The organism is Kiloniella litopenaei (genome assembly GCF_000982415.1).
In the GTDB taxonomy this organism is placed as follows: Bacteria; Pseudomonadota; Alphaproteobacteria; order Kiloniellales; family Kiloniellaceae; genus Kiloniella; species Kiloniella litopenaei.
Map to the genome: position 1 here is coordinate 361,640 of NZ_LANI01000003.1, position 19,523 is coordinate 381,162.

Sequence of the window (19,523 nt, forward strand, 5' to 3'; positions counted from 1 at the left end):
AATTGCTCGACGCTTTCCTGCATACAAGATCACAGACAAGATATCTGTCCCCAACAGGTCAGAAAGTTTTCTACCCGCTCTCATTTTCTCTCTTAAATCCCCTGTAAACTTTTCCCCGCTAGTATTGAAACAGTTATGTTTTTCTTGAGGGAATCTTGTCCGTGTCCACAAACACTATCGGTTATGTCACATCTATCAGTGGCGACAGCCTGTCGGCATCCGTCGCGCCTGACGTCGATCTGCCAACAATTGGCGAAATGATTAGAATCCAGTCGGAAACAGCCATAGCCTTTGGTCTGATCAGTGACATGGAAATCCCCAAGCCCTCTCACCCGCCAAGCCCCGATGACGTCAAGGTCATGTCTATTGATCTATTGGGGGAGAAACTGATCAATCCGGGCAAAGGCGAACTTCCCGGTTTTCAACGCGGTGTGTCACGCTTTCCCGTGTTGGGGGCAGAGGTCGAACCGGTTCAAACAGAGGAACTTGCAGAAATCTACGCCCGACCAGACAAGCCTTGTTTCACAGTTGGGGCCTTGTCTCAGGAACAGAAGCTCCCCGCCTATATCATGACCGATGCGCTTTTGGGCAAACACTTTGCCATCCTTGGCACAACGGGCAGCGGAAAATCCTGTTCTTTGACGGTGATCCTGAAATCCATCCTCGACAGCCACCCTTGTGGGCATATCATTCTGATTGACCCCCACAACGAATATTCTGCCGCCTTCAAAGACAAGGCAGAATCTCTCAGCCCTGAATCCCTGCGCCTTCCCTACTGGCTGTTAAATTTCGAAGAGTCGGTCGAAATTTTCTGTAGTAAAGAACCCGCAGCCCGCAATATCGAAGCAGGCATCCTGAAAGACGCTATTCTCACTGCCAAACTAAATTGGGGCGATCAGGGTGAAGATGCCAATACTCTAACTGTAGATACCCCGGTTCCTTACAAACTATCAGATCTTGTCCACCGCATCGACGAAATGATGGGACAGTTGGGCAAGCCAGAACAGCTCGCGCCATTCCAGCGCCTGAAAAACCGTCTGGAAAACCTGCGCGGTGATCGCCGCTACGCATTTATGTTCGGAAACGTCGCCCTGCGCGATAACATGAGCTATATCCTGTCCCAGCTCATGCGCATTCCCAACGACGGAAAACCCGTTTCCATTTTCGATCTGTCCGGCGTGCCATCAGAAGTTGTTGATGTGATGGTGTCTCTCCTGTGTCGAACCATGTTTGATCTGGCTGTTTGGGGCCACAGGCACGACCCTATCCCCATCCTCGTGGTTTGCGAAGAGGCCCACCGCTATGTTCCCTATGATAAAAACTCTGGCTTCGCACCGACACGAAAAGCTCTTGAACAGATCGCAAAAGAAGGCCGTAAATATGGTGTTTCACTGGGCCTGATCACCCAAAGACCATCAGAGCTTTCCGAGACGATCCTGTCACAATGCAACACGATGTTTTCCCTGCGGATGAGTAACGAGCGCGACCAGATGTTTGTGCAACGTACCCTGCCGCAATCCTCATCCAGTCTTTTAAAATCACTTCCCTCTCTTCGAAATCAGGAAGCAATCGTGGTCGGCGAAGGCGTGAACTTCCCAACCCGGATCAGGTTCCACGAGCTCTCGGCCAATGAGCTGCCCGAAAGTAACACTGCAAGCTTTGCCAACAACTGGGCCGAAGACCGCTTTGATGCCAACCACATCAACTATGCCCTCAAACGCTGGCGGACCCAATCTCGCGAAAGTTAACCACCCTGTTAGTTAATCATCCTTGACGAAGACCGGAATTCAGACTGTTATCCCACTTTCAGAGATCTTACGATCATGCGCTGTTGAGATAAAAGTCACATAACTACAGGGAAATTTTTTGTGTCTGACAATGCTCGTCTGATTGATTTTTTACACTCATCTGCAACGATAATGTCTTGCCTGAAAGTTGTCAGAGAGCTTGACCTACCTGATTGCTGGGTCGCGGCGGGGATCATACGCAATTCCTATTGGGATCATCTGCATGACATCCAATTGCCCCCGATCAAAAGCGATGTTGATGTCATCTATTTTGATCCCAAAGATACCCGGCAAAAAACGGAACAGGCGTACGAAGAAAAGCTGAGATCAGTGGCACCGGAAGTAGAAGAAATTTTCGGAAACTGGTCCGTCAAAAATCAGGCAAGAATGCATCAGGTTAACAGGGATCGTCCCTATCAAAACTGCAACGATGCCCTTCAACACTGGCCAGAAACAGTAACAGCAATTGCAGCAAGACTAGCAAATGAAAATGGCATTGAACTTTTACACCCCTTTGGACTGGATGATCTTTATCAGAAGAAAGTTCGCCCATGCCCTTATTTTGAGCAGCACAAGCTATTTGAGTTCAAAGTTCGGCAAGACAAAAAACGGTGGCACGATCGCTGGCCAGATTTAAAGATCAGAATTTAATTCACCTTCATCATTCGCTTGAAGGCACCATCATAAATACCTGCCAAGTCCTGAAAAATCTGAGTTGCCTGTTTCATATCACTTGCACCAGGTAATTTTATATCAGTAACACCCGTGATTTGATCAACTTGCCCTTGCAAGGCATCAATGTGATCAACGAGTTCTGGTGGAACCTGATAACTCACTGCAGAAACGCCCTGAAGGCTTTCAAGGTGAGAGAAAATCACCGCCAATTGCCGCTCTTCATTCTCTGTCATGATTTTTTGAGGATCAGCAAGCATACGGTCTGCCTCTTCCTCTAGACGTTGAACAAGGTTGTGATGCATTGGATCAACAGCTGAGGGCGAGAAACCCAGCACATCGCTCATTCTTTGACGCAGAACGGAAATTTGTTCCTTCTCTTCTGCATTTAACTTTTTGGAAACAGGCTCACCGAATATTTCAGTAAGCTGCCTTTCCAAATCCCGGATACGGCTTTGTTCTGCAGGTAAAAGGTCTTCAAAACGGACATCACCCACCTGACGCACAGAACCTTCCATACGCGCCAGAAGCTCTTTTGCTTCGTCAGACAAGGTAATTTCATAGGCTGCCGAGCTGGCATTTTCTTCTCTTTTTGCCTTATTGTCTGATGATAAGCGTTCGTCACTTGGTACCGGGGCAACAGCATTTGGCAATCCATGCCCAACACCTGTACTCAAAGAAACAACATCCAGATTAACGCTCACGTTTTCCCACCTCATAAAACTCTTTGTTTTTATGAAGCAAATATCAGGCCATTAAATTTATTGTTACTTTTCAAAGCTTAAGGAGATTAATAACGATATAGCTTAGAAAAATTTTCCCTGATAATTTTATAAGGCGGAAAAAAGGGACAGCTAGATATCGTTTTCTTTGGAAGCCCCCTAAAAAGAAACGCAGGAGAACTTGCATCCGGTATCTGCTCCATACCGAGCAAAAATCACACCTCCTGATCCCGATCGTGGGAACAAGAAGTATTTCCTCAAAAGAAAAGCCCGGCAAAATTTTCAACAAATTTTACCGGGCTTTCTTATAGATATCTTTTATCAGATTTACCCGCGGAGTGTTCCGCCTGTTGCCTTCATGGCCTGAGCAATAACTTTCTGGGAAACCGCTTCGATCTCTTCATCGGTCAAGGTTTTGTCACGCGGCTGCAAAGTCACAGTAATGGCGAGTGATTTTTTACCGTCTTCAACACCTTTACCCTTGTAGATGTCAAAAAGAACAACGTCTGTGATCAGGTTCTTCTCGGCACCTTTAACGGCGCGGATAAGCTTGCCAGCCTCGACACTGTCATCAACCAGGAAGGCAAAATCGCGATCAACAGATTGAAGCGGAGAAAGTTCCAGCGCTGGTTTGATCTTGCCTGACTCGCCTTTTTTCACTTTCGGCTGCGGGATATTGTCCAGGAATACTTCAAAAGCCACAACAGGGCCTTTGATATCCATGGCTTCCAAAACCCGCGGATGAAGTTCACCAAACGCAGCCAATACATTCTTTGGCCCCAACCCAAGAACACCGGAACGCCCGGGATGGTAATAGGATGGCGCTGATGTGAAGACTTGCAAATTCTCTACCGGAGCCCCCGCAGCAGACAAAGCTGCCATTGCATCACCCTTGGCATCGAACAGATCAACAGGGCGGCTCGGGCTTTCCCAATGGCGTTCGGCTATATTACCGGAACGCAAACCGGTTGCCATCTGCTTCTGCCCCTTGGCAGTATCGTCCTGATACTGCGGGCCAACCTCAAAAAGAGCATTATCAGCAAAACCGCGATCAGTGTTACGTACCGCCGCAGAAAGCAAGGTCGGCAGAATAGACGGGCGCATCGTATCCAGATCAGTTGAGATCGGATTGGCAACACGCAAGCTATCAGGCACACCACCAAACAGTTCAGCCTGAGCATAGGAAACGAAAGAGAAGGTCACTGCTTCGTCAAGACCACGCCAGCAAAGTGCCGTCCGTGTATTTGACACACGGCGTTGTGCCAAAGTCAGCACACCCTGTGGCAGATAACTTGGCATCTCCATTTGCGTTTCAGGGATATTTTCATAGCCATGGATACGCAGAATTTCTTCTACCAAACATGCTTCAAGTTCCACATCCGGACGCCAACTTGGAACAGTTGCCAAAATCAAACCGTCTTTTTCAGCAACCTCAAAGCCCAGAATAGACAGAATTTCGATCTGCTTGTCTTTTTCAACAGCAACACCGCACAAGTCTTTGATGCGATTTGGGCGCAGTTCAATAACACGTTTTTCTGCCGGAATTGATCCCGCAGATGTAACCTTACTGACTTCGCCGCCGCACAGATCAAGTACCATCCGTGTTGCAACATCTACGCCCCAGTCGGCAGACTGACTGTCAACGGTCCGCTCAAAACGATAACGTGCATCGGAAAGAATGCCGGATTTACGACCAGTAATCGCAACTGATGTGGGGTCAAACAGCGCGACTTCGAGGAACATGTTTGTGGTTTCATCGCTACAGCCGGAATTAAGGCCACCCATAACGCCACCAAGCCCCTGCACACCGTTATCATCACCGATCACGACCATGGTCTCAGACAGCTTGTATGTTTCTTCGTCAAGCGCCAGAAACTCTTCACCATCCCGGGCATAGCGCATGGTCAAATCGCCATTGATTTTGTCCGCATCAAAAACATGCAGAGGGCGACCGAGATCAAAGGACACATAGTTTGTAATATCTACCAACGCAGAAATCGGGCGCAACCCGATGGCCAGCAGTCTTTCCTGTAACCATTTGGGACTTGGGCCATTTTTCAGGTTTTTGAAATAACGCCCAGCCACATAGGGAACATCATCCGCAACGGGGGCATCAGCTTTCCATTTGATCGGGCTGTCAAACGATCCTTCGATTGTTTCAAGCTTCAGAGGTTTAAGAGTTCCCATACCTGCGGCCGCAAGGTCGCGCGCAACACCACGTACCCCGAGACAGTCGCCCCGGTTCGGTGTAATGGCAATCTCGATGATCGGATCGTCAAGACCAAGTACTTCCGCAAGTGGCACACCAATTTCGGTGTCTTCAGGAAGGTCGATGATGCCATCATGTTCATCAGAAAGGCCCATTTCGCGCTCAGATACCAACATACCGTTGGAATCTTCACCACGGAGATTTCCAGCCTTTAGTGTCAGATCGATACCCGGTACATAGGAACCAACAGGCGCAAACACACCAATCATTCCTGTTCGGGCATTTGGCGCGCCGCAAACAACCTGACTGATGCCTTCATCAGACTGTACCTGACATACTCTCAGGCGGTCAGCATTTGGGTGTTGAACAGCTTCAATCACTTTAGCCGTTTTAAAAGCCTTGAGTTCGTCGGCTTTATTTTCAACACCTTCGACTTCCAGACCAATAAGAGAAAGCTTTTCAACAATAGCTTCCAGCGAAGCATCTGTGTCGAGGTGATCTTTCAACCAGTTAAGTGTAAATTTCATCTTTCCAAACCTCTCTACAGACCACGGACCATGCTGGGCATTTCCATTGGCAGGAAGCCATAGTGTTTCATCCAGCGTAGATCGGTTTCATAGAAGGTTCTCAAATCAGGAATACCGTATTTGAGCATGGCAAGACGTTCAATCCCGATACCAAAAGCAAAGCCCTGATATTTGGACGAATCAATTCCGCAGTTTTCAAGAACTTTTGGGTGAACCATACCGCTACCAAGAATTTCCAGCCAGTCTTCACCAGCACCGATTTTCAGCTGCCCACCAGAACGGGAGCACCCGATGTCAACCTCGGCAGAAGGCTCGGTAAAGGGAAAGTAACTTGGGCGGAAGCGCAAAGGCAGGTCTTTCACGCCAAAGAAAGCACGACAGAATTCAATAAGAACACCCTTCAGATGTCCCATGTTGGTTTTCTCATCAATAACCAGTCCCTCAACCTGATGGAACATCGGGGAGTGTGTGGCATCATGATCGGCACGGAACGTCCGGCCCGGCGCAATAATACGAATAGGCGGTGTCGTATTTTGCATCGCACGGATCTGCACAGGTGAAGTGTGGGTCCGCAGAACGGATCGGGTCCCGTCTTCTCTCTCTGGCATATAGAAAGTATCCAGCTCCTGACGCGCGGGGTGTTCTGGCGGAATATTCAAGGCCGTAAAGTTATGGAAATCATCTTCGATATGATGACCTTCGGCTACGGAAAAACCCATCTCGCCAAAAATGGCAACCAGCTCTTCCAAAGTCTGGCTTATGGGATGCATTTTACCAATTGTCGTGGGACGAGGCGGTAAAGACACATCAACTTTTTCTTCAGCAAGACGCGCTTCCAAAGCTGCTTCATGCAGGCTTGCCTTGCGTGTTTCAATTGCGTCTGCAACAGCTTGCTTGATCAGGTTAAATGCCTGTCCGGCTTCCTTGCGCTCTTCAGGCGCCAGATTACCCAGCGTTTTCATCCGCTGTGTAATCTCACCTTTTTTTCCCAGTGCCTGAACACGCACAGTATCCAGGGCATCCAGATCTGTGGCGGCTTCTACTCTTTGCAGTAAATCACTGCGAAGTTCTTCCAGATTATCCATTATACTTCCCGTTCATGAGGAAATCCTCAATCAGTAATCCTGTTTATTCCAACTTCATTGCCAGCATTGCAACAGCACCACCCACAACACTCTGGACCTGTCCATCAAGCAGGACCTTGTCCAGAACCACATCCTGAGATGTTCGGTCATAGCGGTACAAAAGTGTTAATTCGCGGTCTGCATTATCCAGTTTTTTCCGAATACTTGCACTTACCAATATCTGTTGATCAGATTGTTTATCATCCCACGGTCCTGCGAGCCAAGTGACTTTACCATGACGCCCAGCCAATTCACCGACCAAATCGGCATTACTTTGCCCGTTCACAACATGGTTGCGCACCTTATCAATGTCTTTGGAATAATTTTCACCTGTCGCCCCCCCGGCATCAAAACAGCCCGACAGTAGCGATAAACACAAAACAACAGGAAAGAAGATTTTCAAAAGGGAGACCACGGGACGTCGCTCCGGTTACAGACAAAAGTTTATTTGTTTCATCAATAGCTTCTGCCAAAACAAAACGCCAGAACAGCTAAATGATAAAACATGTCAGGATAAAATCATCTTGCACAGCTTCATTCAGACCCTAAAAGACAAACAGGCAGCACCCGAAACCGGATGCTGCCCTGTCATAAAGCCTAAAACGAGTGCGCGTTAAGCCAGAGCTGCTTTTGCCTTTTCAACAACAGCAGCAAATGCAGCTGGCTCACGAACAGCCAGATCAGCAAGCACTTTACGGTCAAGACCGATTTCAGCTTTCTTCACACCGTTCATGAACTGAGAGTACGTGATACCGTGCATGCGGGCACCAGCATTAATACGCTGAATCCATAGACCACGGAATGTACGTTTCTTAACACGACGATCGCGATATGCGTACTGCCAGCCTTTTTCAAGGCGCTGTACGGCAACGCGGAAGACGTTTTTGCCACGGCTGCGGAAGCCTTTAGCAAGTTTAACAATTTTTTTGTGGCGTGCACGCGCTGTCACGCCCCGTTTAACACGAGCCATTTGCTACTACCTTAACCTTAACCGTTAACGAGGAAATTACGTTTGATGATGCGTGCATCAGATTCACAAAGTGTCGTCGTACCGCGAGCGTTACGAATCATTGTTTGTGAGCGTTTACGCATACCGTGACGTTTACCTGCCTGAGCAGCAACGACTTTACCGGTTCCGGTCAGGCGGAAGCGTTTCTTCGCGCCAGATTTCGTCTTAAGTTTGGGCATTTTCTTTCCTTATAAATAAAGTTCTTTTTCAGAGTGACTAGGCATACCCTTTGGCACATGCCACCCGACAATGGCGGGGGTTATAGTACCCTTTGCTCTCTTTGGCAAGCTCAAACATAAGGAAAATATGGAGTCCCCGCCACACTCTCTATCGCCAAAACAACCATATATTTTTCTCACATCTTTTCACCATTAATGCTAGATTATTATCGAACAAAATAATTTATCCAAATTACAAAACAAAACATACTCTGGGGTATTGAATCTCAATCAAGAAACCACACTTCTTGCACCACGACCTTCGACCCCGATCAAAACGTTCAGCTGGATACTAAAAAGAGAACCAAGCTATGAAGTTTCCCTATAGAAAAACACCTGCTTTGATATTTGCATCAACAATTCTGTTTGGCGCTCAGCTGGCTTTGGCGCAAGACACTTCTCCTCCTGCGCCAAGCGTAACGGTCACCACCGTACAGGAACAGGATGTAACCCCCGAACTCACCTTTGTAGGTCGGGTCGAAGCTGTTGATACAGTCGATTTACGCGCACGTGTCGAAGGATTTGTTCAAGAACGGCTTTTCAAGGAAGGCGCAAACATTAAAAAAGGCGATTTGCTCTTTGTTTTAGAGAAAGCCCCCTATCAAATTGCTGTTGAACAAGCCCAGGCTGATCTTTCAGGTGCCCAAGCTACACTTAAAAATGCGCGGTCTGACCTTAAGCGAAAAAAGGATCTCCGAAAAAAGAAAGTGGTATCTGAAGCTTCCCTGGATACTTCTGAAGCCAGCGAATCTTCGGCTCTCGCCGCCGTTTTACAGGCCAAGGCTGCTCTGCGTAGAGCCGAGCTTGACTTAAGTTACACCGAAATCCGAAGCCCGCTTGACGGTCAAATCAGTCGGTCGCGTTACAGCGTCGGCAATCTGGTCAATTCCAGCAGCGAGCCACTTGCCACCATAACAAGCCTTGATCCAATTTATGTTACCGTCCCTGTCAGCGATAAACTTATCCTGGAAGAACGCCGTAAAGGGCTCTCGAGCGAAGAAGCCCCTGTAATTCCATCACTGATTCTCTCTGACGGAAAGCCCTATGAAAGCGACGGCGAATTTGATTTTATTAATACCCAGGTAAATCAAAGCACGAATTCCATCATTACCCGCGCTGTTTTCCCAAACCCTAAACACATTCTGGTTCCCGGGCAGTTCGTCAGTGTAATCGTACGTGACAAGCAAACCCAGAGAGAATTGGTAATTCCCCAAGCATCCGTTCAAAAAGACCAACAAGGTTACTTTACCTTGGTCGTCGACCGGAGCAACAAGGTAGAAATTCGCCGGCTTCAAGTCGGCGAACAAGTCGATACAAACTGGGTTATAAAAGACGGACTTCTAAAAGGAGAACGCATTATCGTGCAGGGTATCCAGAAGGTAAAACCGGATATGGTAGTTAACCCGGTTGAAGAAGGAGCATAGTCGTGTTTTCAGCTCTTTTTATTAACCGCCCCAAATTTGCTCTGGTTATATCAATTGTTATTTCACTAGCGGGTATCATCGCCCTCAATTCAATTCCCGTCGCCGAATACCCCGATATCACACCACCACAGGTCAAGGTTACCACCAGCTATCCCGGTGCAAATGCAACAGTTGTTGAACAGTCTGTCGCCGCCCCGATCGAAGCAAAGGTCAACGGTGTTGATGGCATGCTATATATGTCATCAACAAGCAGTAACGATGGTAGTTATGATTTAACGGTCACTTTTGCCGTCGGAACAGATCCGGACATCGCAGCGGTTAACGTTCAGAACCGTGTCGCAACAGCAAATTCGTCTTTGCCACAAGAAGTTACACGACAGGGTGTCATCACGCAGAAGCAATCCACATCTATGCTTCTTGTGATCAATATGGTCTCGCCAGATAATTCACTGGATTCACTGTTTCTGAGTAACTACGCCTCTATTTATATTCAGGATTCACTCTCGCGTATTAATGGTGTCGGTAGTGTATCACAGTTTGGAGCCCTGGATTACGGAATGCGGGTCTGGCTTAATCCTGACCGCCTCACCGCCGTGGGCCTTACGACCAAGGATGTGACAGAAGCAATAGAAAATCAGAACATTCAGGCCACAGCGGGTCAATTGGGTGCACCACCTTTCGAAGGCACCCCTCAATTTCAATATACACTTCAGGCCAAAGGCCGTCTGACAACAGTTGAAGAGTTTGAAAATATCGTCATTCGGGCAAATCAAGACGGATCCTTTGTAAGGCTAAAAGACATCGCAAGAATTGAGCTTGGTTCCCAAAGTTATTCTTCGGCCTCTAAACTTAACAACGCCCCCTCAGCAGCCATAGCCGTCTATCAATCACCGGGTGCCAATGCTCTGGAAGTTGCCGATGCTATCTATGCAGAGCTTGACCGCCTGTCAGAGAACTTTCCGCAAGGCATGGAATATAAAATTCTCTATGACACGACAAACGCTGTACGGGCATCTGTTAAAGAAGTGATTGAAACACTGCTTATTACCTTTGCCCTTGTGGTCAGTGTGACCTTTCTCTTTTTAAGTGACTGGCGCTCAACCCTGATCCCAAGCCTTGCAATCCCTGTGTCACTTGTCGGCACCTTCGCTGTTCTCTATGCCGTTGGCTTTAGTGCCAACATGATCACGCTTTTTGCCATTATCCTCGCCATCGGCATTGTCGTAGACGACAGTATCGTCGTGGTCGAAAATGTGCAGCGAATTATGAAAGAAACAGGAAAATCGGCCGCAGATGCAACCAAGTTGGCCATGAAAGAAGTTACCGGCCCTGTGGTTGCAACAACTTTAGTCCTCTTGGCTGTTTTTGTACCTGTATCCTTCATGCCCGGCATTACAGGGGAACTCTATAAACAATTCTCGCTAACCATCTGCGTAGCGGTTTCTCTTTCTTCGATAAATGCCTTAACACTGTCGCCTGCACTTTGCGCACTATTGTTAAAACCTGACAGCGGTGAGCCCAAAGGCCCATTGAAACTGTTTGCAAACCTTGTTGATCGTACCCGTAATGGCTATGGCAAAGTCGTTGCCCTTATGATCAGACGCCTTGCTATTTCAATGGCCGTGCTTGGTATTTTCGCTGGTGTCACCGTCTATATGTTCCAGACAGTTCCGACTGGCTTTATCCCCATGGAAGATAAAGGTGTGTTCTTTGTGAACGTTCAGCTTCCCGACGGCGCATCACTGGAACGAACAAATGAGGTCACCGCCGATGTAACGGATATGCTGTTGGAAGAAGAGGGCGTCACAGACGTGATCTCTGTTTCCGGTTTCAGTTTACTTTCCGGTGCAGCATCAAATTCCTCACTGCTTATTCCCGTTTTGAGCGACTGGTCGGAAAGAACCGAATTTGACCTTCAATGGTACAATATTCTCGGACGCATAAACGGTAAACTCGCCGGATTAGCTTCGGCAGAATCGTTTGCCTTCCCCCTCCCCCCCATTATGGGGTTAGGCACAGGTGGCGGGGTTGAAGCCCAGGTTCAGGACTATCTTGGACGCACTCCCCAAGAGCTTGCCGCCGCAGTACGCAGCTTGGCCTTTGCCGCAAATCAACAGCCCGAGTTAACGTCGGTGTTCAGCACCTATTCCGCCAACATTCCCCAGCTTTTTCTGGAAGTGGATCGGGAAAAGGCCCTTGTACTCGGCGTAAAGATCTCGGATATCTTCTCAACTCTACAGGCAAATCTTGGGTCGTCCTATATCAATGACTTTAACCTTTACGGAAAAGTTTATCGGGTCCAGATCCAGGCCGAGGCCCAATTCCGTGACGGGTTGGAAGATATCGATAACCTGCATGTGCGGAATGATAACGGGGATATGATCCCTTTGCGGACCTTGATCGAGATTGAACCCATCTTAGGTCCCTTATCTGTCGAGCGTTATAATCAGTTTAAATCAGCGTCCATAACAGGCTCCCCAGCAACAGGGTACAGTAGTGGTGATGCCATTGCCGCGCTGGAACGTGCTGCAGCAAGTGCCCTACCCGATGGCTATGGTATTGAATGGACGGGAACCTCGAAACAGGAACAGGAAGCTGGTGGCTATATTGTTATTATCTTCTCTCTGGCTCTAATCTTCGCTTACCTTTTCCTTGTCGCCCAGTATGAAAGCTGGAGCGTCCCTCTATCTGTTATCGTATCGGTCATCCTTGCTGCTTTTGGTGCCTTGGTGCCCATGGCACTACTCCCCTTTCTCGACAATAATCTCTACGCCCAGATCGGGATGGTGATGCTCATCGGACTCGCCAGTAAAAGTGCGATCCTCATTGTCGAGTTTGCCAAGGTCAGACGCGAAGAAGGACTTTCCATCAAGGAAGCCGCCCTGGATGCTGCAAGCTTGCGCTTCAGAGCCGTGATGATGACAGCACTTTCGTTCATACTTGGCGTATTGCCCCTGATCTTCGCATCAGGTGCCGGGGCAGCCAGCCGTGTCGCGGTGGGTTTTGTTGTCTTTGGTGGCATGGTCGCCGCGACCTCCATCGGACTTCTTTTTATTCCACCACTGTATGTTGCTTTCCAATCCATGCGCGAAGCAACCAACAAAAAATTATGGAAAACTAAAGAAAGCTAGCAACAGCCCGCCAAAGAAAAACACTCTAATAAAGAAGAGCCGGGGGTATATTACCGTCGGCTCTTCTTTATTCTATTTCGCTTTTCTCGCACGCGCCTGCGCACAAAGAAGCTGAAATTCCTTCGAACTAGGGTCAACCTGCCCAAATCGATTAGGATCAAAAGCGTTTAAATCATAAGACGATTTATCTTCTGTCATCAATTCTGCCAGTGAATCCCCGATGCCCCCCGAAGCCATCACCCCTGAACCACAACATCCGGCGGCCACAAACATCCCCTTAACAGCTTTGGTTTCACCCAGAAGAAAATGCCCGTCCGGGGTATAGGCCGAAAGCCCGGCCATATAGCTTTCGAAGCGCGCCCCTTCTAGTTTTGGGAAGAAACTGGACACCCGCTGTTCCGCCTCTATCAAAGCATCCCATTCGCCCCCTTCTTCCGTCACAGCGAAAGAGGTAATGTCATTGGGCAAGTCGCTATAGTCAAAGGTGCGAGAAGATTGTTCCTGAACACCCAGTACTAGACCACCCACTTCAGGTCGGGTGTAGGCCCCCGCATCGGCATGAACCATCATCGGCTGTTGATCACTGAAGTAACTTTCAGGCGCAGCGATCCAGAAATGGCTTCGGGTCGGGATCATGGGGAGCGCACAGCCCAGTGGCAGAGTTAAAAAATTGGACCAGCTCCCCGCTGCAACAATCACCTTCTCACAAGAGATAAAACCCTGATCAGTTTCAACACCAACGACAACGCCGTTAATTGCCTTAATAGCAGATACATTAACCCCAAGTTTGATTTGTGCACCAAAAGATTTGGCAGATTTTGCATAGGCATAGGTCAAACGATAAGGATCAATATATCCCTCGTCACTGAAATGGACTGTAAGTGCATCCTCTTTAACCCTGAGCCAGGGCAGATGCTTGGATCTCCATCCGGCGTTTACTTTCTGTGCCGCAATACCTTCGCTTACAGCGCGATTATATAGCCGCTCTAAACTGGCCTTACTTTCAAGGTTTTCTGCAACCCTCAACGTGCCCACTGCTTTAAAATCAAGCTGCTCGCCTGTGATCTTTTCCAGTTCGGGAAGTACCTTGAAAGTGCGACGGTTCAAAACATCGACGGCTGGCTTTGATGAAATCTGAAACATCAACCCCGCCGCCTGGCACGACGCAGCGGTAGCAAGATCCTGCCTCTCTAACAGCAAAACATCCTCTACGCCCCGTTTCGCAAGATGATAGGCGACTGAACAGCCCAGAACACCACCACCAATAATAACAGTCGACGCGTGATCCATAACTATACCTTTCATAGGCAAAAACAATAATAAACAGGCAACAAAAAAGCCGCCCTGTTCAAGAGCGGCTTTTCATTACAGCTTTTCAGCTTCACGTTCAGCAGGCTTACTTTGGCGCCAAAATCATAATCATCTGGCGGCCTTCCATTTTCGGCCTTAACTCTGTCTTTGCGATCTCTTCGAGATCGGTCTCAATGCGTTTGAGAACTTCCAGACCAACTTCCTGGTGGGTGATTTCACGTCCGCGAAAGCGCATAGTCACTTTCACCTTGTCACCAGCAGAAATAAACTTTTGTGCAGCCCGCATCTTCACGTCGTAATCATGTGTGTCGATATTTGGACGCACTTTAAGCTCTTTCAGATCAACGATCTTTTGCTTTTTACGAGCTTCATTTTTCTTTTTCTGCATTTCAAAACGATAACGGCCATAGTCCATAATCTTACAGACAGGTGGCTCCGCATTCGGAGAAACCTCCACAAGGTCAAGACCTGCGTCATATGCACGTTTCAGTGCATCACGCGTTGGTACTACGCCAACCTGTTCGCCGTCTGCGTCGACAAGACGTACAGAGTTAATAGTGATCCGTTCGTTTACCCGCGGACCGTCGATGCGCGGGGGTGTCGTCATTGGTGCGCGTGCTATTGTCGTGCTCCCGTTTTTTCTGTTATCCCAAAATTACAGACCTTTTGATCTGCAATAGGCTGTTACTCTAAAATACCAACCGTTTATATTGCGTTTACGCCAATAATCAATGTGGGTAAGCACATTGTGGCGCATAATGCCAATAACCAGTACCAGTCGGCAACCCGAAAGTTAATTTTTATCGCCTACTTTTCAGCAGGCGATTTTGCTTCTTCGGCTAAAGAACTAAGTGCTTCTTCCAAAGACATAATTTCCTGATTCTTACCGCCAAGACGACGCAGAGCAACTTTCCCTTCCTCTGCTTCCCGACGACCAACCACGGCAATTACCGGTGTTTTGCTCAGGCTGTGTTCGCGGATTTTATAGTTAATTTTCTCATTACGCAAATCAGCTTTCACCCGGAGTCCCGCCGCTTTCAACTTGTCACGAACTTCTTCTGCATAGTCATTAGCATCGGAAGTGATTGAGGCCACAACCACTTGCTGTGGGGACATCCACAAGGGGAACTTACCGGCGTGTTGCTCAATAAGAATAGCAAGAAAACGTTCAAATGATCCCAGGATGGCACGATGCAACATCACAGGACGATGCCGCTTGTCATCCTCGCCGATATAGGATGCATCCAGACGTTCTGGCAGAACCACATCCACCTGAAGGGTTCCGCATTGCCAATCGCGCCCGATCGCATCTTTGAGCACGAATTCCAGCTTGGGACCATAGAATGCACCTTCGCCCGGGTTCATTGTGTATTCAAGCCCGGCTTCTTCAACGGCTTCTCTTAACGCGCCTTCGGCTTTATCCCAAGATTCGTCGGTTCCCGCACGCCTTTCAGGACGATCCGAGAACTTTACAACGATCTCATCAAAGCCAAGATCCTTGTAAACTGTTTTCAGCAGATCACAGAAGATAACAGTTTCACTGTTGATCTGATCTTCGGTACAGAAAATATGGGCATCATCCTGTGTGAAGGCCCGCACACGCATCAGGCCATGTAACGCACCAGATGGTTCATTGCGGTGACAGGCACCAAATTCAGCCATACGCAAGGGAAGGTCTCGATAGCTGGTCTGTCCCTGTTTGAAAATTTGAACGTGTCCGGGACAGTTCATAGGTTTCACTGCAAGGGTACGGTCATCTTCGGATGTCGCCACGAACATGTCTTCGCGGAATTTCTCCCAGTGACCGGAAGCTTCCCAGAGCGCGCGGTCAATCAACTGCGGCGTTTTCACTTCCTGATAACCACCAGCTTCAAGGCGCTTGCGCATATAATCTTCGAGTGAGCGATACAGGGCCCAACCTTTTGGGTGCCAGAAAACGGAACCTGTTGCTTCTTCTTGCAAGTGGAACAAGCCCAGCTCTTTTCCAAGACGACGGTGATCGCGTTTTTCAGCTTCTTCGAGCATCTGAAGATATTTTTTCAGTTGCTTCTCGTCAGACCAGCAAGTGCCGTAAATACGCTGTAGCTGATCATTGTCTTTATCTCCGCGCCAATAGGCACCGGAAACCTTCATCAACTTGAAGCCTTTGCCAATCTTTCCGGTAGACGGCGCATGCGGCCCACGGCACAGATCAAGCCAGTCACCCTGACGATAGATTGTCAGATCTTCATCGCCGGGAATGTTATCAACGTGTTCGGCTTTGTACTTTTCACCCTTGGATGCGAAATGCTCTTTGGCCTTTTCACGATCCCAAACTTCACGAACAAAAGCTTCATCACGCGCAATGATCTCGTGCATTTTCGCTTCAATCTTCTCAAGATCATTTGTCGAAAACGGCTCATCACGCGCAAAGTCGTAATAAAAGCCAACGTCTGTTGATGGACCAAAGGTAACCTGAGTTCCGGGGAAGAGCTCTTGCACAGCTTCGGCCATCACGTGCGCACAGTCGTGGCGCAACAGATCAAGTGCCAGCGGGTGCTTGCGGGTCACAATTTCCAAGGTCGCATCCGTCGTGATTGGATAGGTCGTATCTCTCAACTCGCCATCTACCACCACAGCTAAAGCATCTTTGGCCAAACGCGGACCAATAGATTCTGCTACCTCGTGCCCTGTTACAGGACCATCAAATTTGCGCTGACTTTCATCAGGCAATGTAATTGTGACCATCGGAAATCGTTCTCAGTTACTGTTCTATCATCTAGGAAAATTGACTCTTACAGAGTTCCAGCAATGTAAAAGGATTCCATCGCCTGTCAAGCACACCACCAAGGATTCCGCGCTTTTAATCAAAAGAATCTCTCTATTCATTTTTTAAACCACTCTACCAAGAGCCTTAAGAAGAATTCAGGCATCAAAAATCAGGGGATCGCAGGATAAACAAGAGAGACTTTCCCGTCATAGAAATTAATGCTCAAATAACTGACAGACTTTCGAACAGAATTCATTGCACATCCGCCCCATCTTACCGAGTACAATGATCATGCCCATGAAGACGACACCTGAAGACCTTATCCCCGAACTTAAACAGCATCGACGTATCATTCTCGGCCATGAACCAACGCCCATTGATCCCTTGCCAAAACTTGGCCAAGACCTTGGCATTACACTCTGGACCAAGCGGGATGATTGCAATGGTTTGGCCTTTGGCGGCAACAAGGTTCGACAGCTGGAATACTACCTTGGGCCAGGTGTCGAAGCGAATGCTGATACAGTCCTGATCACCGGCGCTCTACAGTCAAACTTTGTCCGCCTCACCGCCGCAGCAGCGGCCAAACTCGGCTGGCAAGCCCACGTTCAGCTTGAAGAACGGGTTCCGAGCCATGATCAGCTCTATCGAAAATCCGGCAACATCTTTTTAAACAACCTGCTCGGTGCAGAAATCAGCTATTTCCCCGAGGGAGAGGACGAAGCTGGCGCAGATAAGGCACTGGATGAGCGTGCAAAAGAACTCAAAAACCATGGTCGACGTCCCTATGTTATTCATCTCGGATTAGGCTCACTGCCTTATGGTGGTCTTGGCTATATCAGGGCCGCGGCAGAGACTTACGCCCAAACCATCACATCCGGCGATAAACCTGACTATATTGTCATTCCATCCGGCAGCGGCCTGACACACGCTGGCTTCCTTGTTGGTGCCCGCGCTATCGGTTGGGATATTCCGATCATCGGTATCTGTGTCAGGCGGGGTAAAAAAAGCCAAATTGATCGTATCAAACAAAGATCAAGCGAACTGGCACAAATGATATCCCGTCCCGACCTGATAAGTGATCAGGACATTATCCTATCAGACAAAGTGCTGGCGCCGGGTTACGGCAAAATGAACCATCAAGTAAAAGAAGCTATTGAAAAGGCGGCGCAGCTGGAAGCGATCCTTCTCGACCCGGTCTATACGGCCAGAACCATGGCAGGCCTGATTGATCAGGTTCGTACAAATGCCATCCCCCTGGGGTCAAAGGTTCTGTTTATACACACAGGTGGAAACCCGGCACTATTCGCCTATCAGAATGCAATAGAAAACTTTTCCAGAGACAACTGAAGCCGGGGATAATTTAGCTTTGCTCCGCTTAGTTTTACCCTGTTTAACCTTACCCGGTGATTGCCTTCTCAGAAATAAGTTCACGATAAATACCGACTGTCTTGGCACACATCAGTTTTTTCGTGAAAAATTTCTGAACCCGTTCCTGCCCCTTGAGTGAGAGGATTTCTCGCTCTCTCGCATTCAGGCTCAATGCCCGGCGAATTGCACGCGCACAGCTTTCAGCATCACCGTTTTCAAACAGGAAACCAGTCTCGTTTGGAACCAGCTGCTCCTTTGCACCACCGTGATCACTTGCCACAACGGGGCGCCCCATGGCCTGCCCTTCCGACACAACCCGGCCAAAACCTTCGGGATCAGTAGAGGCAGAAACGACAACATCAGACAGCATATAGGCAGAAGGCATGTCATTGCAGTCGTCCATGATGAAAGCGCGACTCAAAAGATCATTATCCATAATCATCTTTTCCAACTCATCACGATAAGCTGTCCGCCCCTGATCAGACCCGACCAGTGCGCAACATAGATCAATATCGCGAAGGTGCGTGAGCGCTTCGAGAAGAACTTTCTGACCTTTCCAGCGCGTCAAACGGCCGGGCAGCATGATAAGCGGAACCCCATCAGGCAAACGCCATTGCGTCGATAGCTGAATAACGCGCTCGGCACTGACAGCATGCGGCGAAAAGCTATCGGTATCCATGCCTCTGTGAACAATGCGAATTTTGCTTTCATCTACCTGATAGTTCTTACGGATATAGTCTGCGACAAACTCTGATATAGAGATGACAACATCACCCTTGGTCATAATCGAATTGTAATATCGCTTAAGACCATTGTTGATATTGTATGGCGCGTGGACCGTTGTCACGAAAGGCACCCCGACCTTGCGGGCAGCCCTGTGCGCCGGACGCGCGGGCGCACGAGATCTGGCGTGCACCAAATCAACACCTCTGTCTTTTATCAGGCGAACAAGACGCCCAGTGTTTCGCCACATCGTCCACGGATTCTTGGAATGTACCGGAAGTTCGACATGCTCTGCCCCGGCAATCTTCAGGCGCGCGACCAGCTGTCCGCCACGGGACGCGACGATAGCCTTGCCGCCCGCTTCGATAATGGCCTTTGCCATATCCAGCGTGCCGCGCTCGACACCACCTGAATCCATAGCAGGTACGACCTGAAGCACCGTCATCGGTGTACCATCAGATTTCACAAGAGAAGGAAGCTCTGGGGTAGCGGCTTCAGATATCAAAGTGTTAAGGTGAGAAGCATCCGTCATGTGTCGGTACTACAAGG

At 48.6% G+C, this 19,523-nt stretch carries 15 protein-coding genes; 5 read left to right on the forward strand and 10 right to left on the reverse strand.

Translation table 11 applies throughout. The features are described 5' to 3' along the window. Window positions 1-161 precede the first annotated feature (161 nt). Complete coding sequence (locus WH95_RS05805) at window positions 162-1,748, forward strand: ATP-binding protein (RefSeq protein WP_046504200.1); 1,587 nt, start codon at window positions 162-164, stop codon at window positions 1,746-1,748. A 120-nt stretch (window positions 1,749-1,868) separates the two neighbouring features. Further along, the gene (locus tag WH95_RS05810; RefSeq protein ID WP_052741828.1) at window positions 1,869-2,438 is read left to right on the forward strand and encodes a nucleotidyltransferase family protein; all 570 of its coding nucleotides are present in this window, start codon (window positions 1,869-1,871) and stop codon (window positions 2,436-2,438) included. On the opposite strand, the gene WH95_RS05815 is transcribed toward WH95_RS05810, so the two are convergent. From WH95_RS05815 to rpmI, 6 genes are all read right to left on the reverse strand, one after another. After that, on the reverse strand, window positions 2,435-3,163 hold the full coding sequence (locus WH95_RS05815; RefSeq protein ID WP_157845898.1) for a hypothetical protein: 729 nt from the start codon (window positions 3,161-3,163) through the stop codon (window positions 2,435-2,437). The genes WH95_RS05810 and WH95_RS05815 overlap by 4 nt on opposite strands. A gap of 345 nt (window positions 3,164-3,508) precedes the next feature. Continuing rightward, window positions 3,509-5,917, reverse strand: a complete 2,409-nt coding sequence (gene pheT / locus WH95_RS05820; protein WP_046504206.1) for a phenylalanine--tRNA ligase subunit beta — start codon at window positions 5,915-5,917, stop codon at window positions 3,509-3,511. 14 nt (window positions 5,918-5,931) lie between these two features. Beyond that, window positions 5,932-7,002 carry a phenylalanine--tRNA ligase subunit alpha gene (gene pheS, locus WH95_RS05825; protein ID WP_046504209.1) on the reverse strand — a complete coding sequence of 357 codons (1,071 nt, stop codon included), beginning with the start codon at window positions 7,000-7,002 and terminating at the stop codon, window positions 5,932-5,934. Between the two features lie 43 nt (window positions 7,003-7,045). Further along, window positions 7,046-7,456, reverse strand: a complete 411-nt coding sequence (locus WH95_RS05830; protein ID WP_046504212.1) for a hypothetical protein — start codon at window positions 7,454-7,456, stop codon at window positions 7,046-7,048. Between the two features lie 198 nt (window positions 7,457-7,654). Beyond that, window positions 7,655-8,011, reverse strand: coding sequence for a 50S ribosomal protein L20 (gene rplT, locus WH95_RS05835; protein ID WP_046504215.1), 357 nt, complete (start codon window positions 8,009-8,011; stop codon window positions 7,655-7,657). Window positions 8,012-8,028: 17 nt separating this feature from the next. Continuing rightward, window positions 8,029-8,229, reverse strand: coding sequence for a 50S ribosomal protein L35 (gene rpmI, locus WH95_RS05840; RefSeq protein ID WP_046504218.1), 201 nt, complete (start codon window positions 8,227-8,229; stop codon window positions 8,029-8,031). A gap of 350 nt (window positions 8,230-8,579) precedes the next feature. Between rpmI and WH95_RS05845 the strand changes: the two genes are divergently transcribed. Beyond that, window positions 8,580-9,692 (forward strand): efflux RND transporter periplasmic adaptor subunit, encoded by a 1,113-nt coding sequence (locus tag WH95_RS05845; RefSeq protein ID WP_046504221.1) that lies wholly within the window; start codon window positions 8,580-8,582, stop codon window positions 9,690-9,692. A gap of 2 nt (window positions 9,693-9,694) precedes the next feature. Next, a complete protein-coding gene (locus WH95_RS05850; RefSeq protein WP_046504224.1) occupies window positions 9,695-12,823 on the forward strand; it encodes an efflux RND transporter permease subunit in 3,129 nt (1,042 codons plus the stop codon). Between the two features lie 72 nt (window positions 12,824-12,895). Here the strand turns inward: WH95_RS05850 and WH95_RS05855 are convergent, their stop codons facing one another. From WH95_RS05855 to thrS, 3 genes are all read right to left on the reverse strand, one after another. Continuing rightward, the gene (locus WH95_RS05855) at window positions 12,896-14,113 is read right to left on the reverse strand and encodes an NAD(P)/FAD-dependent oxidoreductase (RefSeq protein ID WP_046504226.1); all 1,218 of its coding nucleotides are present in this window, start codon (window positions 14,111-14,113) and stop codon (window positions 12,896-12,898) included. 106 nt (window positions 14,114-14,219) lie between these two features. Further along, a complete protein-coding gene (gene infC / locus WH95_RS05860; RefSeq protein ID WP_046504229.1) occupies window positions 14,220-14,741 on the reverse strand; it encodes a translation initiation factor IF-3 in 522 nt (173 codons plus the stop codon). Between the two features lie 200 nt (window positions 14,742-14,941). Then, window positions 14,942-16,861, reverse strand: a complete 1,920-nt coding sequence (thrS, locus tag WH95_RS05865) for a threonine--tRNA ligase (RefSeq protein WP_046504232.1) — start codon at window positions 16,859-16,861, stop codon at window positions 14,942-14,944. Window positions 16,862-17,180: 319 nt separating this feature from the next. On the opposite strand from thrS, the gene WH95_RS05870 reads away from it, so the two are divergent. After that, the gene (locus tag WH95_RS05870; RefSeq protein WP_046504620.1) at window positions 17,181-18,230 is read left to right on the forward strand and encodes a D-cysteine desulfhydrase family protein; all 1,050 of its coding nucleotides are present in this window, start codon (window positions 17,181-17,183) and stop codon (window positions 18,228-18,230) included. A gap of 49 nt (window positions 18,231-18,279) precedes the next feature. Here the strand turns inward: WH95_RS05870 and WH95_RS05875 are convergent, their stop codons facing one another. Next, window positions 18,280-19,506 carry a glycosyltransferase family 4 protein gene (locus WH95_RS05875; protein ID WP_046504235.1) on the reverse strand — a complete coding sequence of 409 codons (1,227 nt, stop codon included), beginning with the start codon at window positions 19,504-19,506 and terminating at the stop codon, window positions 18,280-18,282. Between the last annotated feature and the right edge of the window lie 17 nt (window positions 19,507-19,523).

Coding starts and splice junctions, on each gene's coding strand:
- rpmI (WP_046504218.1), bottom strand. CDS start 8,229: ATGCCCAAACTTAAGACGAAATCTGGCGCGAAGAAACGCTTCCGCCTG.
- WH95_RS05870 (WP_046504620.1), top strand. CDS start 17,181: ATGAAGACGACACCTGAAGACCTTATCCCCGAACTTAAACAGCATCGA.
- WH95_RS05875 (WP_046504235.1), bottom strand. CDS start 19,506: ATGACGGATGCTTCTCACCTTAACACTTTGATATCTGAAGCCGCTACC.
- infC (WP_046504229.1), bottom strand. CDS start 14,741: ATGACGACACCCCCGCGCATCGACGGTCCGCGGGTAAACGAACGGATC.
- thrS (WP_046504232.1), bottom strand. CDS start 16,861: ATGGTCACAATTACATTGCCTGATGAAAGTCAGCGCAAATTTGATGGT.
- pheS (WP_046504209.1), bottom strand. CDS start 7,002: ATGGATAATCTGGAAGAACTTCGCAGTGATTTACTGCAAAGAGTAGAA.
- rplT (WP_046504215.1), bottom strand. CDS start 8,011: ATGGCTCGTGTTAAACGGGGCGTGACAGCGCGTGCACGCCACAAAAAA.
- WH95_RS05855 (WP_046504226.1), bottom strand. CDS start 14,113: ATGGATCACGCGTCGACTGTTATTATTGGTGGTGGTGTTCTGGGCTGT.
- pheT (WP_046504206.1), bottom strand. CDS start 5,917: ATGAAATTTACACTTAACTGGTTGAAAGATCACCTCGACACAGATGCT.
- WH95_RS05845 (WP_046504221.1), top strand. CDS start 8,580: ATGAAGTTTCCCTATAGAAAAACACCTGCTTTGATATTTGCATCAACA.